This window comes from Parabacteroides sp. AM17-47, assembly GCF_003434625.1.
Classification (GTDB): domain Bacteria; phylum Bacteroidota; class Bacteroidia; order Bacteroidales; family Tannerellaceae; genus Parabacteroides; species Parabacteroides distasonis.
In genome coordinates, this window is sequence record NZ_QTLI01000001.1 from 1 (window position 1) to 14,719 (window position 14,719).

Annotated in this window: 20 protein-coding genes; 15 read left to right on the forward strand and 5 right to left on the reverse strand. The window is 44.3% G+C overall.

The genetic code is table 11. The features are described 5' to 3' along the window. Positions 1 to 73 precede the first annotated feature (73 nt). Positions 74 to 739 carry a sugar transferase gene (locus DW205_RS00005; protein ID WP_005867954.1) on the forward strand — a complete coding sequence of 222 codons (666 nt, stop codon included), beginning with the start codon at positions 74 to 76 and terminating at the stop codon, positions 737 to 739. A 2-nt stretch (positions 740 to 741) separates the two neighbouring features. Here DW205_RS00005 and DW205_RS00010 read toward each other — a convergent pair whose 3' ends face one another. From DW205_RS00010 to DW205_RS00020, 3 genes are all read right to left on the reverse strand, one after another. Further along, positions 742 to 1,188, reverse strand: a complete 447-nt coding sequence (locus DW205_RS00010; RefSeq protein WP_008778242.1) for an N-acetylmuramoyl-L-alanine amidase — start codon at positions 1,186 to 1,188, stop codon at positions 742 to 744. 33 nt (positions 1,189 to 1,221) lie between these two features. Beyond that, positions 1,222 to 1,317 carry a smalltalk protein gene (locus DW205_RS22070; RefSeq protein ID WP_005855736.1) on the reverse strand — a complete coding sequence of 32 codons (96 nt, stop codon included), beginning with the start codon at positions 1,315 to 1,317 and terminating at the stop codon, positions 1,222 to 1,224. 279 nt (positions 1,318 to 1,596) lie between these two features. Then, on the reverse strand, positions 1,597 to 2,094 hold the full coding sequence (locus DW205_RS00020) for an HU family DNA-binding protein (protein ID WP_005855743.1): 498 nt from the start codon (positions 2,092 to 2,094) through the stop codon (positions 1,597 to 1,599). A 229-nt stretch (positions 2,095 to 2,323) separates the two neighbouring features. Here DW205_RS00020 and DW205_RS00025 point away from each other — a divergent pair, with 229 nt between their 5' ends. After that, positions 2,324 to 2,563, forward strand: a complete 240-nt coding sequence (locus tag DW205_RS00025; protein WP_005855745.1) for a DUF4248 domain-containing protein — start codon at positions 2,324 to 2,326, stop codon at positions 2,561 to 2,563. A 133-nt stretch (positions 2,564 to 2,696) separates the two neighbouring features. Here the strand turns inward: DW205_RS00025 and DW205_RS00030 are convergent, their stop codons facing one another. Continuing rightward, complete coding sequence (locus tag DW205_RS00030; RefSeq protein WP_005867956.1) at positions 2,697 to 4,529, reverse strand: DUF3987 domain-containing protein; 1,833 nt, start codon at positions 4,527 to 4,529, stop codon at positions 2,697 to 2,699. A 55-nt stretch (positions 4,530 to 4,584) separates the two neighbouring features. After that, positions 4,585 to 5,148: a BT4734/BF3469 family protein gene (locus tag DW205_RS00035; protein ID WP_005855750.1), complete on the reverse strand. Its 564-nt coding sequence runs from the start codon at positions 5,146 to 5,148 to the stop codon at positions 4,585 to 4,587. 137 nt (positions 5,149 to 5,285) lie between these two features. On the opposite strand from DW205_RS00035, the gene DW205_RS00040 reads away from it, so the two are divergent. From DW205_RS00040 to wecC, 13 genes are all read left to right on the forward strand, one after another. After that, a complete protein-coding gene (locus DW205_RS00040; RefSeq protein ID WP_005855752.1) occupies positions 5,286 to 5,714 on the forward strand; it encodes a hypothetical protein in 429 nt (142 codons plus the stop codon). Positions 5,715 to 5,800: 86 nt separating this feature from the next. Further along, the gene (locus DW205_RS00045) at positions 5,801 to 6,055 is read left to right on the forward strand and encodes a hypothetical protein (RefSeq protein ID WP_005867958.1); all 255 of its coding nucleotides are present in this window, start codon (positions 5,801 to 5,803) and stop codon (positions 6,053 to 6,055) included. A gap of 1 nt (position 6,056) precedes the next feature. Beyond that, positions 6,057 to 6,458 carry a type II toxin-antitoxin system VapC family toxin gene (locus DW205_RS00050; protein ID WP_005867959.1) on the forward strand — a complete coding sequence of 134 codons (402 nt, stop codon included), beginning with the start codon at positions 6,057 to 6,059 and terminating at the stop codon, positions 6,456 to 6,458. Next, positions 6,443 to 6,751, forward strand: a complete 309-nt coding sequence (locus DW205_RS22765) for a transposase (RefSeq protein ID WP_227793779.1) — start codon at positions 6,443 to 6,445, stop codon at positions 6,749 to 6,751. Before DW205_RS00050 ends, DW205_RS22765 begins: the two co-directional genes overlap by 16 nt. Further along, complete coding sequence (locus DW205_RS00060; RefSeq protein ID WP_008778244.1) at positions 6,723 to 6,974, forward strand: nucleotidyltransferase domain-containing protein; 252 nt, start codon at positions 6,723 to 6,725, stop codon at positions 6,972 to 6,974. Before DW205_RS22765 ends, DW205_RS00060 begins: the two co-directional genes overlap by 29 nt. Before the next feature lie 327 nt (positions 6,975 to 7,301). Then, the gene (locus DW205_RS00065; protein WP_008778245.1) at positions 7,302 to 8,840 is read left to right on the forward strand and encodes a lipopolysaccharide biosynthesis protein; all 1,539 of its coding nucleotides are present in this window, start codon (positions 7,302 to 7,304) and stop codon (positions 8,838 to 8,840) included. An 83-nt stretch (positions 8,841 to 8,923) separates the two neighbouring features. Further along, on the forward strand, positions 8,924 to 9,700 hold the full coding sequence (locus tag DW205_RS00070; protein WP_005867964.1) for a glycosyltransferase family 32 protein: 777 nt from the start codon (positions 8,924 to 8,926) through the stop codon (positions 9,698 to 9,700). Between the two features lie 19 nt (positions 9,701 to 9,719). Beyond that, positions 9,720 to 10,919, forward strand: coding sequence for an O-antigen ligase (locus DW205_RS00075; RefSeq protein ID WP_034530492.1), 1,200 nt, complete (start codon positions 9,720 to 9,722; stop codon positions 10,917 to 10,919). A gap of 18 nt (positions 10,920 to 10,937) precedes the next feature. After that, complete coding sequence (locus DW205_RS00080; RefSeq protein WP_005867966.1) at positions 10,938 to 11,903, forward strand: glycosyltransferase family 2 protein; 966 nt, start codon at positions 10,938 to 10,940, stop codon at positions 11,901 to 11,903. Positions 11,904 to 11,910: 7 nt separating this feature from the next. Next, positions 11,911 to 12,309 carry a DUF1919 domain-containing protein gene (locus DW205_RS00085; protein WP_008778248.1) on the forward strand — a complete coding sequence of 133 codons (399 nt, stop codon included), beginning with the start codon at positions 11,911 to 11,913 and terminating at the stop codon, positions 12,307 to 12,309. A 7-nt stretch (positions 12,310 to 12,316) separates the two neighbouring features. Continuing rightward, on the forward strand, positions 12,317 to 12,523 hold the full coding sequence (locus DW205_RS22770; protein ID WP_008778249.1) for a DUF1919 domain-containing protein: 207 nt from the start codon (positions 12,317 to 12,319) through the stop codon (positions 12,521 to 12,523). A gap of 7 nt (positions 12,524 to 12,530) precedes the next feature. Further along, a complete protein-coding gene (locus DW205_RS00095) occupies positions 12,531 to 13,409 on the forward strand; it encodes a glycosyltransferase (RefSeq protein ID WP_008778250.1) in 879 nt (292 codons plus the stop codon). Between the two features lie 101 nt (positions 13,410 to 13,510). Further along, positions 13,511 to 14,716: a UDP-N-acetyl-D-mannosamine dehydrogenase gene (gene wecC / locus DW205_RS00100; protein WP_005867969.1), complete on the forward strand. Its 1,206-nt coding sequence runs from the start codon at positions 13,511 to 13,513 to the stop codon at positions 14,714 to 14,716. The last annotated feature ends 3 nt before the right edge of the window (positions 14,717 to 14,719 follow it).

Below are 14,719 nucleotides of genomic sequence, written 5' to 3' on the forward strand. Positions count from 1 at the left end.
GGCTATGGTTACGGTTTCGAGGCCGGTGACAAGAAGAAATAGAAAGGTAAACAATAACAACGAACTTATAATTATGGAAAAGAATGGAACCGTAACACGGACAGGAGTGTCGGTGGAGGAATCGGAACAGGTTATCTTTGATGGGATGAACGCTTTCGAGCGCAATGTAAAACGTATGGGGGATTGTGCGTTGGCGTTTTTGGCCTTGATCGTATTCTCCCCGCTGTTTTTACTTTGTTATATCGCCGTAAAGCGGGAGGATGGAGGCCCGGCGATCTTTAAGCAAGAGCGTATCGGTCGTTTCGGTCGCCCGTTCAACATCTATAAGTTCCGCAGTATGCGTCTGGATGCGGAGAAGTTCGGTCCGGCCCTTTACAAGGGTGGGGCAGATCCCCGGATGACCCGTGTCGGAAAATTCCTCCGGGTACATCACTTGGACGAGCTGCCCCAGTTATGGAATGTCTTCGTGGGCGACATGTCCTTTATCGGTCCCCGTCCCGAGCGTAAGTTCTACATCGACCAGATCATGGAGCGTGATCCCCGTTACCGTTACCTCTACCAGATCCGTCCGGGGGTGACCTCTTACGCCACGCTCTACAATGGGTATACGGACACGGTCGATAAGATGCTCCGCCGCCTGCGTTACGACCTGTTCTATCTGGAGCATCGCTCTTGGCTGTTCGATTTCAAGATATTGGTGAAGACCTTCTTGAATATAGCCTTTGGTAAGAAATTCTAATGCTAGATCTCCCCGTATTCCTCCCTTGCGTCAAAGCAGGGGCAAGCCTTACGGATATAGGGGCTAAGTTGGTAATGTCCTAGGATGCGTGCCTCCGGGTAATCCCTTCGTAATTGCCGTAACAGGTCCATCAAGGTACAGCGCTGGGCGTAGGTCCGGGTATCGGCCGGACGGCCCTGTTCGTCGAGTCCTCCCTCGTAACATATACCGATACTTTTGTCGTTCCATCCGGCTGCGTGCGCCCCGATCTGGTTGACCGGCCGGCAGCGGTGTAATTCCCCGTCCCGTGTGATATAGAAATGATACCCGATATCGGCGAATCCCCGTGCCTTGTGCGATGAACGGAGCGCCTCCACAGGAAAATCCCTGTCATATCGTGTAGCCGAGCAATGAATTACAAGGAGGCGAACCTCCCTGTAATTCTGGTAGAAACAATAAGCCTTACCCATGATAATTGAAGATTGATAATTGGAAATTGAAAATTAGAGAATACAGGATTGGATGCCAAGTGCCCCTGCGATGGCGGTAGCTACGGCGATGATCACTTTGATAATAGTACTCCATACGGACTTTTTCATGATAATTAATAATTAATAGTGAATAATGAATTGAATAATGATATCCCGGCTGATATAAGAGGAAAGCTTCGCTTTCCTTCGGACGGCCTCAGCGGACGGGCGTCAAGCGAAGAGACTGTAGCGAGCGCCCGGAGCATCCCTGTTTGAGCGCAGCGAGTTGGGATGCGACAGCGAGCGTAGGTCTCGAAGTAGCCCGTCAGCGTCAGCCTTGACCTTTTGGTTACTTTTGGGTCAAGCCAAAAGTGACATACCGATTTGGGTCAAGCCAAAAGTGACACGTTAGATCTCATCAGGCGACTCCGAATCCCCACCCCCAGCAGCCGGCTTCTTCGAGATATCCACGGTAGTCTCCCCAGCCTTCTCCGCACGGAGTACCGCTTGCTGAGCCTTGCGGGTAGCCACGGGCTGGAACTCCAGCCCGGCGAAGACATTCTTCAAGTCCTCGCCCGGTATATACTGGATACTAACCCCGGTGATGTTTGTAGATGTGAATTTCTCAAGACTCTCCGCACCCTCGTTGAGGATATGGAGCCGGAATTTACCCAGTTCGCCGAAATCCACCTGTTTCCCCTCTTGGAGGGCATCGAGCAGGTTCTCGACAGTGGAGATCAATACCGCCACCACATCCGCCCGGCTGACGGTGGTTTGCATGGATACCCGGCGGCTCAGCTGCTTGAGCGATAGCTCACCATTGATCTGTGCCGTGGCGTACGCTTTCGCCGGCTCGTCTTTCTTGATAGGGTTGGTCCGAAGGGACACGCTGTAATTTAAAGCCATAGATTTGATAATTAAAAATTGATAATTGAAAATTGAAAATGAAATCGATTTGTTTTCGATAACGAATGTACGACATTCGGTTTCCTCTGAAATGAATACCGCTGACAGCGGATGAATAAGGGAGATAAAAGAGGAGATATGCTGAAAAATAAACATCCGTATAGTTGTTCGTGTCGTATGTTTTAAGTATCTTTATACCAATAAGATAAATCTTAAAAATGCGAACGATATGCGAACAGGATATACACAAATCGACGAGTGGCCCGTGCGGCCCTATTCCAAGCGGGAGCTGGCCATGGCCTACGCCCCCGAGATCAGTCCCGTCTCGGCCCTGAACCGGCTGGCGGAATGGATGCGGTATAACGATCGTCTGACCCGGGAGCTTGGTGATACGGGCTACCGCCCGAGGCAACGGGTCTTCACCTCCCTGCAAGTGGAGCTGATCTTCCGTTATTTAGGTCGTCCTTGAGAGGAGACACCGCCACCCGTCGGTATAGGCGAGCGGCGATGCCGGTACTGGCATCAGACAACGCCAGTACTGGCGTAGGGCTGCGACGGTAGTGCTTACGGGCAATGACAGTAGTGGCATTTCCTTCATTCCTTCATTCCTTCGGGCGTCCCTCACGCACACACACGTGCGAGGAGAAAGCGTACTCGCCCCGTGCGGTCTTGATCAGTGTTCCCTTCTCCAGCATCCGTTTGAGGGAGGAGTCGAGTGTTTTCTCGGGTATGCCGTTCTTCGCTGCCTCCTCCACGGCCTGCCGACGGCAGAACATCATTGGGAGGGCATTGAATAAAGCCTGTTCAGGAGAGGTCTGGACAGGGACGGCCTCGGAGGTAGGCAGGAAGCCCAGCACATAGCTCGAATGGCGGTAAAGAGGCTCTATGAGCGTGAGTACGGCTTGGAAATCCTCGTCGGTGACCCGCAGATCCAGCTTGGGGACGATACCATCCTTGATATTCTCGATGGGTATCTCCGGGGCGGGGGAGAGACCGGGGGAATTGAAAATGGAAAATTGAGAATTGAAAATTTTTTGTTGGGGAGGGAGGAATTTCTCCAAGGCTCTCAACAGGGCTACTATACTCAGGATCCGGCAGGTATTGATGGCGATACGGGCCACGGCGCTTCGCATGGAACCTCCATAGGCGTAACCGGCGTGGGAGAATAACTGGGCGAACCGTTGGTTGAACAGCTCTTTCTGTTTCTCGGATAGCCTTAGCTGGATCGTTTGGACCGATCCGTTGATCAGGTCCAGTACCTGTTTCCATTGTGTTCCCCATGTGGCGAAGCGTAGGCCGTAATCCTCGCTTTCCGAATCGAATTGGTCCATCCACTCATCGATAGGTGGCATGAAATAGAATAACTGGCGAGAGAACAGGCCGTTCTCCGCCGAGGGGATCAGCGGCTTTACTTGCGCCGGGGTTCCACTTAGCAATACGCTGAGATAAGACTCATCGCATTCCCGGTACTCATGATTAGTACGCCGGTTGAAGGCCAGTCGCTCATGGTCGTGGCATTTACGCAAGGTATCGCTCCAATGGCCGTGATCCGCTCCGATGGCGGTACTCACGGTATCAGCCTCGGTCTCGCAGATCAGCCCCACGCCGTCGGCCTCTATGAGGTTCTCTAAGATACCGGTACCCGAGTTATCGCCGGCTATGAGGAACATCTTGAGGGGCGGTTGTTCCGGCTCGGGCGTCTCGGAGCGTTTCTTGCCGAGTGAGTCCCATCGGTTCTTTTCCTCCCGATAATTCTTTAGGCTGTCTTTGTAGCGGGCCATCATCTCCTCGTGAATAGGTTCAGCTAGGCGCCTGACCCATGTCAAGGCTCCTTTTCCGGAGGCGGGAGGCGCTACGATGAAGGTTTGTAGGCATGGGTACATGTATTTTTGTCCGTATAACACCCGTACCCGCTTGTTCAAGGTGCCCCCGAGTACGGTGAATACTCCCAGCAGGAGTATGTCACGCTGGGCGATGGAGTTTCCGCAATCGATCATCTGCTTGATGAACGGGGGCCACGGATAATCCGGGAAAGCGGGTGGCAAGTCCTCACGTGCGTACGTATGTGCGTGTGTGGGTGTGAGAGGGGCTTGAAGGTTTGAAGGATTCTTGTTCTCCCTCGGGTATTGGCGGAAGGTGTCGGCCAGTTGCTTGTCCGTTTTTACGCCGGCAATCTCGGCCCAGTGGAAGACGGAGCCTAATCCGTTGCGCCCGTTGCCCGCTTTGAGGGCGTGGTCGTATAGCTTGTCCGCTTCTTCGTAGACGTATTTCTCGGACAGGCGGCAGATGCGATGAAAGAACGTCCTTCCCGCTTCCCCGCAATCGTTGGCGGTGGCGAAGGCGATCGGCATATACTCTTGGTAAGTGGGAGCGATGTTCGCCCCTTGGTGTTCGATGGCGGCGACAAGCCGCTCTAAATCTGATAATGGGTTCATTTGATTTATAAGTTATAATTTATGATTTAAACTGTCAACAGTCACTTGTCAACTATCAACTCTCCCGCAACTTAGCGGAGGGATCATGGCAGAGGAAACACGCCCGTGAGAGATCGGCGTTTGAGGCATCCGCATTCAATCCGTATTTCCATTTCAGGTATTCCCATGCCGATAGCCGTGCCTTATCAAAAGATTCCTCTATGGAAGCCTTGGGTGAGAGCCGGTAGGGGACGAGCAGTTTCACGCCTGTGGTGCTTGGGCTGACGAAAGCTAGGTCCGGTCTCAGTTTATTATCGGCGAACAAGGTGTCTCGCCAGTGGAGGGTTTCCTCCGGCGAGGGGAGATGGTCGATATCGATGACAAACTCTCCGGAAAGGAATAACAGGCGGTCTTCCTTGCGATAGGAGAAGACCCCGGCCGGTGTGACGTATGGCAGTAAGTTTTGCTTCAGTTTGCGGAACCGTTTCTCATCGCTCAAAGCGTCCTGTACGCTGAGCGTTCGTTCTTTCAGCCACTCGTTGGAGGTGATATAGGTATGCAACTGTTTGACACTGGTCACGCCGCTCGGCACTTGATTGGAAATGGGGGCGTTGAAAAAGGACATGATACATTCTTTCATTAACTCGTTTGATTTAAAGTTTAGGCTGGTAAAGGAAAGGTAAAAGAGTGAGAAAAAACGGTCCGGTAAGTTATTTGCACCTATCGGTAAGTTATTTGCGCATAAAAGTAATTCGGTGACAGGAAAAAGAAGAAGATATGAGTGAAGAGAAAGCGAGCCCGTGTGTGCTGCACATCCATGGCGAGAACATACAGGTGCTGCCCAACGCCATGTTTGCCATTCAATATATTTGCTTGGACCCGGGAGAAAAGCCGGAGGTCGTTTCGGAAAAAGACGTGAGGCCGGATCCGGAGCCGTGTGATTTATTAGCCTCCTATATCCAAGACGAGGAGGTGCGTCACGACTTCGTGAAGCGAATCGCCCAATGCCCGGATGTGGCCACCCTCTGCCAAACGGTGCTGACCGACCTTTTCAACGAGGTCTTTTGCGACTGCGTGGAACCGGCCAAACTTATCAAGAGCAAGGAATTCATCAACGCCATCATCCCCCTGCTCCCCTTCAAGCAAGGCAAGAGCTTGCGCAATATCCGGCGGGCGATCGTGAAGTATGTGCTGGGGGAGGGGTAGAGGGACTGCATATTTTGATATTTAGAGGAGAAATGTTTGCGATAAAGGAGAAAATGGATATATTTGCCTAATAAAGAAAATGAGTTATGAATGCGACGATCGTTCCTGAAATGAATATTCCGAATATGGATACTTATTGGAGTATCCTTAAAAACTTGAGTTCGGATATGAAGTTAGAGCTAATATCCCGGCTTTCTAAATCATTGTTAAGCAAGGATCAGTCCATAGATGATAATTGGGCCTCGCAATTTGCCGGGGAGTGGAAAGATTCCCGTTCCGCTGAGTCGATCATAGAGGATATCCGAAATTCACGAACCTCAAATCGTGAAATAGAACTGTGATATGAAGAAATACCTTTTGGATACGAGTATTTGTGTTTTTCTGTTCCGTCGTAAATATGGAATAGCGGAAAAACTCCAAAAGGTTGGGGCATTGCAATGTTATGTGTCGGAGGTCACCATCGCAGAATTGAAATATGGCGCATATAAAAGTGATCGTATCAAAGAGAACCTTGATTTGATAGATCGATTTATTAGGTTGATAAACATTGTACCTTTTACAGACTCCATCGAGTTCTACGCTCAAGAAAAGAATCGCCTTCGTTCGTTGGGTGTATCCATAGAGGATTTTGATTTGCTCATAGGTTCAGCAGCCTGTAGCGGCAACTTGATCCTAGTTACAGATAATGTAAAGCATTTTGCGAATATAAAGGGATTGGCTATTGAGAATTGGGTAAAGCGATAGTCTTCATTAAGCAGACTGGAACTCATAAGATGCACAATAATGCCATCGAACGAATGTTCCGACACATAGCCATTGGTCGCCGTAACTGGTTGCACAGTGGCAGCCATTTTGCCGCATCGAATATAGGGTTTATGTATTCACTCCTTGAAAGCTGCAAACTTACCTTTGTACCAAGTGAAAAAATAAATGTCATAGAGTTTATGAGAACGGACGTGTTAAATCGAATAAAAGAGACCTTGCGTAAGGTTGTACCGGCTGGAGGACATGCTTTTTTTGTATGGCTCGCAGGCTAGGGACGAGGCACGTCCAGATTCGGATTGGGATATATTGATCTTGTTGGACAAGCTAAAAATCGAGGTGGAGGATTATGACAATGTATCTTATCCGTTAGTGGAACTAGGTTGGTCGTTAAACGAGTGCGTCAGCCCGGTGCTTTACACCTTGAAAGATTGGATGAGATACCATTTCTCCCCCTTTGTACACAACGTAAAAGACGAGGGGATACGATTGCTATGAGTTTGAGTGCGGAAGATATAACAGCGGATCAAGGCGCAAACCCATAACGGGGTAGTCGGTCAATTAGGATTGAATTATGTCTCTAAAGGCCTATTGACAAAAGATGAAGGTCGATTATATTCCCGTTTGTTACAACATCGTATTACCGGAGATTATAATGATTTAATAATATTGTAAATTCGTACTTTACTATTTGTATTATGCTGAGTGATTTATCTCGGTAACTTATCTCTATAAATATAGTTTAAACTCATTTTAAATTTAGACACTTGATTTTCGTCTTGCTGGTTTGTCGGCGGGATGGAAGTGTTTTGTGTACTTATCTTTATGTCTGCTACATCAGAGAATAATAAGCGGATAGCGAAGAATATGCTGTTCCTCTATATGCGCATGCTCCTAATCATGGGGGTGACGCTGTACACCAGTCGGGTCGTGCTACAGGTATTGGGGGTAGAGGACTTCGGTATTTATAATGTGGTGGGGGGAGTAGTCTCGATCATGGCTTTTTTTATCTCCAGTTTGTCCAATGTCTCTCAGCGTTATATGAATATAGGATTAGGAAAGCAAGATATTCGAGAGGTGGAATATGCTTTTCGACAGAGTTTTACTCTAATGTGCCTGTTGTCTGCTATATTATTACTGTTAGGTGAGACATTGGGATTATGGTTTGTTTACAATAAACTGGTAATACCACCGGATCGGACGGTAGCGGCGCTTTGGGTATATCAGTTCTCGTTGATCTCCGTCCTTTCTGCTATCAATCAAGTTCCGTTGATGGGATCGATCGTGGCGCACGAGCGAATGAATATGTATGCGTATTTAGGTTTGTTTGAGGCTTGCGCTCGATTGCTAATAGTGTATTTCTTGAAGGTTTTCGGAACATTTGATTCTTTGATTCTTTATGGAATGTTGACAGCGTTAGTTTCCTTTATCACTTGGTTGCTTTATGCGATTTACTGTATCAGAGTTTTCTCCGAATGTAAATTACGTTTTTATTGGGATCATTCTTTAGTGAAAGATATGTCACGATTTATTGGCCAAAATTTATTTGGATGTTTCGCTTGGTCAGCAGGTATCCAAGGAACTAATATTCTTTTGAACTTGTTTTTTGGCCCTGCGATTAATGCGGCACGAGCCATATCTGTACAGGTGAGTGCAGTGGTAACACGTTTTACCGAGAATATCATGACAGCGGTTAAGCCTCAGATCATAAAGTCGTATGCGTCAGGCGATCGAGAATATATGATAGTTCTTATTGTGAAAAGTTCAAAATATGCTTATTTCTTAGCGGCTCTATTTGCGATTCCGGTAATGATGGAGATAGAGTTCTTATTGAAGGTATGGCTGGGGCAGGTGCCGGAACATACGGTTGCCTTTACTCGTTTGGTCTTGTGTGAATCGTTAATAGGAGTTTTCATACCGCCCCTTTGGATAGCGGCGAATGCCACGGGACGAATCAAGAACAATCAGGTGTACGGGCGAATGTTTACGTTGGCTATTTTGCCTATTAGTTATTTGCTTTTGAAAGTACAGCAGGATCCGATGATACCTTTTTTTGTGGCGGTCGTCGCAAATATAGGTTATTGGCTCTATTGTCTATATGATATACATGTTCAGATACGATTGGATATAAGATATTATTTGAAAGAGGTGGTTATGCCTGGACTGTTCCTGTCCTTGATTTTATGTTCTGTAGGATTAATTCAAAGTTTGATGATTCCGGAAGATACTTTCTCTCGCTTTTTATTAGTGTTCGCAAGCATGTTGATCGTGGGCGTATGTGTCGTTTATAGACTTTTGAGTGAAGGAGAGCGGGTCGTATTACAAGGATATATTCAAAGGGTATGTACCAAATTAAAAAAATAGTATAGCGATTGGAATAATAGCAGTTGCTTAGATACCAGCTTACGTTTTTGTTTATGAAATTGTAACTAATATTTCAAGTAAATATGATACCAAAGAAAATTCATTATTGTTGGTTCGGGGGCAATCCGTTGCCTCCTTTGGCAGTGAAGTGCATAGAATCGTGGAAGAAATATCTTCCGGACTATGAGATAAAGGAGTGGAACGAGAGTAATTTCGATCTGAATTATAACGACTATGTCCGTGAAGCGTATGAGGCTAAGAAATGGGCGTTCATAACGGATGTGGTTCGCTTGTACGCCATGGTGACGGAAGGTGGTATCTATATGGATACGGATGTAGAGGTATTGAAGCCGTTAGATGAGCTGTTACAATATGATGCGGTGTCGGGATTCGAGTCTTCGTCTCGAATCCCGACAGGCTTGATGGCCTGTCGGGAGGGGCAGCCCCTCTTTGAGGAGCTGCTCCATGAGTATGACGTTTTACATTTCAAGCGTCCTGACGGTAGTTTAGATGTGACAACAAATGTAACCCGTATTACGAACGCTTGCCTGAAATATGGTTTTGTTCCTAATAATACGAAACAGACTGTCAATGGATTCACGTTACTTCCCCAAGATTATTTGTGTCCAAAATCGTATGTGGATGGTAAGATTTATTTAACGGAGAACAGTATGACGATCCATCATTTCGCGGGGAGTTGGGTGAGCGATGTGGATCGGTATGCGCAGGAATTAGGTAAAAAACTTATTTTTTTGCCTAAAGGTATTCGTGGATATGTGACTAAATTTTTGTCAATCATAAAATATAAAGGGATTAAAGATATGTTTTGTGAAATGTGGAGATGGATGAAAAGAAGATGACCTAGCTATAAAAACAAAAATGAAAGCGTTCTTTATAATATTCTTGTATTTTTTATTTGATAGGGAAACTTATTATATCCTTCATTCTGATACATTGTCTTTAATATATGTTTCACTTTCAAAGTTTTTTGCTGTTTTTGTAATATTGATGGCTCTTATTAAGCAATTTAATAAGAATACATTAAAAGTTATGGGGTGTATATGTCTTGTCTTTTTTAGTATGTTGATTTCTACTGTTATTAAAGATGGAGATGTGCGTCGTGCTATAATGATTATGTACCCGGTTTTGGCTATGGGAGGATTGATGTTGTGGCAATGTTCTACATTTAATCGAACAAAATTATTTGTTCGATATATCGCTTGTTTTTATTTTGTTTTAATGGCGATTAATTTCTTTTTTTTGCTTGTGTCTCCTTCTTTTTTTGTTAATGATTCGATGTCTGGGGAGTCTTATTTTCTAGGAATTGAGAATCAGGTGGGGTATCCAATGATGAAAGGCCTTTGTTTTGTGCTTATTGATAGCTATTTCCGAGGGGAAAAAAGGCTTTTGTGCGTTTATATAATAATGCATGTTTCTACTATATTGATTATATTTTCAGGTAGCAATGTTGTTGGTTTAGTTTGCATGCTTCTTTTTTTGATTCCAAATGTGATTCAGCGTAAAATAGCTTCTTTGTCATTGAATACTTTATTGCTCGTGTTTGTGTCTTTATTTGTGTTTGTTATATTGTTTGGAAATTTGATGATCATCCTTGAATCTCCTTTAGTTTCATATGTGATAGAAGATTTGTTAGGTAAGAATTTAACACTTACAAATAGAACCCTAATTTGGGGTATGGTGGTAGATGGATTTTTAAATTCTCCTATTATAGGAAACGGTGTTAGAGAAACTACGAGTTTATTCTATATATCTGAGCAATATACGAAAGGTTATATGAGTGCTCATAATCAAATATTGCAATCTTTATATGAGACAGGGATTCTGTTTTTTGTATCTCTTGTTCCTCTTTTTAATGAATTGAATAAATCTTTAAAAAGCAGTGTTCCGTTTTTTTCTTTAATAGTAAAAGGTTCTATTTTTTCTTTTTTAGTAATGTATATGGCAGAAGCTCCAGGTATGGATAAAATACTGAATCTTGTTGTTTTTGGTTTATTAGTCTCAAAAATGAACAATACTGTTACTTGTAAGGGTAATATGTATGTTCGTTGTGAAAAGTGATTTTTTAATGTGTCTATTATGGATTTAATATCAATCATTGTCCCTGTTTACAACGTGGAGCAATATTTGCGAGACTGTATTGAAAGTATTATCAATCAAAGTTATCGAAATTTGCAAATTATCTTAGTAGATGATGGTAGTTTGGATGATTGTCCGAGGATTTGTGATGAGTATGCCTGTAAGGATCATCGCATAGAGGTTATTCATAAAGAAAATGGAGGTCTTTCTGACGCTCGTAATGTGGGGGTCGATCAAGCTTGCGGAAAATATATATCTTTTGTTGATAGTGATGATAGGATAGCTGAAGATATGATTGAGAGCCTTTATGATAGAATTGTAGGGGTGAAAGCGGATATGTCTGTTTGTCAGAGATTTTTAATTGGAGAGAGTGGAGATATTAAGGATGATGATAAAGCTCTTTTTGAGGATTATGTAGTATATGGAAATAAAGAATGTGTGCATGATTTTATGTCTTCAAAAGGAATTGATACGGTGGCTTGGGGGAAATTATATCGTACGGAATTGTTTCAAGATATCCGTTATCCAAAAGGAAAATATCATGAGGATGTATTTATTACTTATCGTTTGGTGGCTAAGTCTAATGTGATAGCGGTTAGTGGTGAGAAAAAATATTGTTATAGGATACGTAATGCCAGTATAACACAATCTTCCTTCTCCTCAAAACATTTGGATGCGGTGATAGGTAAATGTGAAATAGCAAACTTTATGGAGGTTAATTATCCGAGTGAATTGGTTTACGCTCAAGCTGGAATTGTGTATGCGGCCAATCAATGTGTTTGGAGAATGGGTATTTCTCATTGTTTTAATAAACAATACATGAATTTTTTGCAATCGAAATATCGTTCTTTTGAAACACCCTTCTTGCGCTATGGAAAAAACAGATTTTTCTCGAAAATATTTTCCATATGTGCTTTTATTAGTGTGAATATGGTAGTGAAATCTATATCAATCATCAAAAATTAGAATAGGTATGTTGGGAAAAGTGAAAGTTATCTTACAAGAGCGTATCAATCGTAAAAATAGAAGCAAATTAACTAATTTATCACCTTCATTGGTCTGTAGTAATTGTACAGGTGGCTTTTTATATCATTGGTTGGGTTTACGTTTCTATTCACCGTTCATTAATTTGTATATGACCAATGAGGATTTTTTGACAGCCTTGGAAAATTGGGATTTGTTTATTCATTCAGAGATCAAAGAAGTTAAAAATAGTGGTTTTGATTATCCGGTAGGAGAAGGACTATTAGGTGTAAAAATCCACTTTGTTCATTATAAAGCATTTGCAGATTCACTTGCTAAGTGGAAAGAAAGATGTGAACGTTTGAATGCTGACAATATGGCGGTTATGCTGACAAATTGGGGGGGGTGATGTCTCTGTGCTAGAGCGTTTTGATAAACTTCCGTTTAAAAATAAAGTAGCGTTTGTTGATAAAATTTATCCTCAGTTTAAATCTACTTGTTATTTGAGTGGGTTTTCGAAGGTGAAAGGCGTGAAAAATATTTATGCTACGCAATATCTCGATGGACGGAGATATATTGATCAATTTGATTATGTTTCTTTTATTAATCAATTAAACAAGTAAATGAAATATGCATAAACTTAAAATATTACTTGCCGCGATTTGTGGTGAGCTACTTAAACTGTACTATAAGGTAGGGTTAGGTACAATCCCATATGGAATCAATCAGGAGAAGGTGCGTAAAGAAAAGGTAATAGTTTCTCTTACCAGTTATGGACGAAGGGTGGGAGAGATACTCCCGTTTACGGTTATTTCATTGCTTCGTCAAACTTATAAACCAGACTTGGTATTGTTATGGTTGGATGATGAACATTGGAATGATGGTAATTTGCCTTTTATTTTGAAGCGTTTGAAAAAGAAAGGGCTTACTATCCGCTATTGTAAGGATATTAAATCTTATAAGAAGTTGATACCCACGTTAGAGGTGTATCCGGATGATTTGATTATTACTTGCGATGATGATTTCTTTTATCGGCGGAATATGGTTGAACGTTTAGTTGCTGAATATCATAAAGATCCCTCTCATGTTTACACGTATCGAGCTCATCGGGTATCATTTAATAATGATGGAATTTTGAGACCTTATAATGATTGGGAGATGGAAATTTCCGGGGTCGGCGGCCGTTTTGTGTTTCCAACGGGGTGCGGTGGTTGTTTATACAAACGCTCCTTGTTGCATAAGGATATTTGTAGGGAGGACCTGTTCATGCGTTTGGCTCCAAAGGCCGATGATGTGTGGTTTTATTTCATGGAAGTTTTGCATGGAACGGAGTGTGTAGTGTTACCGGATAAAGGATATGTCTATATTCCGTTGGACGTTTTTTATCAGTATATTCATAAAGAAGCAAGCCTGTCGGCTACGAATTGCAAGGAGTCTCAGAATGATCCTCAAATTCGAGCGGTGATGGATTACTATCATTTGATGGGTTCAGATTTAATAGGGTGCTGATTTTATTTCATGAAGAAACTTTCTTATACAATAGGTTGATCGTTGTTGGACCATTCTTGATCTGCCTAATATCTTACTTAAAAAAATAATACATAATTCTTATGAAAGCATGTTTCATGGGTTTGGGCTATATTGGCCTGCCCACGGCTATTATTGCCGCAAAGCACGGGGTGGAGATCGCCGGCGTGGATATCAACGCCCAGGTGGTGGAGGTTACCAACCGAGGAAAATTGCATATCATCGAGCCGGGTATGGAGGAGATGTTGCGGGAGGTACTGGCCTCCGGGCATTTCAAGGCTTACACCGAGCCTCAGGTGAGCGACGCTTATTTCATGGTGGTACCCACTCCCTTCAAGGGGGATCATGAGCCGGACGTATCGTTCGTGGAGTCGGCTACCCGTATGGTGCTTCCTTTGTTGAAGGAGGGGGATTTGTACGTGATCGAGTCTACCTCGCCGGTGGGGACGACCGAACGGATGGCTAGTTTGATTTTCTCGGAACGGCCGGAGCTGGAGGGCAGGATCTATATCGCTTATTGTCCGGAGCGGGTGCTTCCGGGTAACGTGATCTATGAGTTGGTGCATAACGACCGGGTCATCGGCGGTATGGACGAGGCCTCCACCCGTAAGGCGATGGAGTTCTACGGCCAGTTCGTGAAGGGTACGCTTCACCCAACGAATAGCAAGACGGCCGAGATGTGTAAATTGACCGAGAACTCAAGCCGGGACGTACAGATCGCTTTCGCCAATGAGCTGTCGTTTATCTGCGATAAAGCGGGAATCAATGTGTGGGAGCTGATCGATTTGGCGAACAGGCATCCCCGTGTGAATATCTTACAGCCGGGTTGCGGAGTTGGCGGTCATTGCATAGCGGTGGACCCTTACTTCATCACGGCGGAGTTTCCGATGGAGAGCCGTATGATCTCTACGGCTCGTGAGACGAATAACTACAAGGCATTTTGGTGCGCGGAGAAAGTGAGAAACGCCATGCTACGGTTTGAGTTGAAACACGGGCGCAAGCCGGCGGTGGCAATGATGGGCTTGGCTTTCAAGCCTGATATCGATGACTTACGTGAATCGCCGGCCAAGGGAATAACGACGAAGGTGCTGCAATCGTGTAACAACGCTGACATCATGGTGGTGGAGCCGAACGTGTCGGAGCATAAGCTGTTTAAGCTGACCCCTTATAAGGAGGCATACGAGAAGGCGGATATAGTGGTTTTCTTGGTGAATCATAGGGAGTTTGCGGGGTTGAATTATCGGGATGACGTGGAGGTGCTGGACTTTTGCGGGACATTCAAGAAATAATCG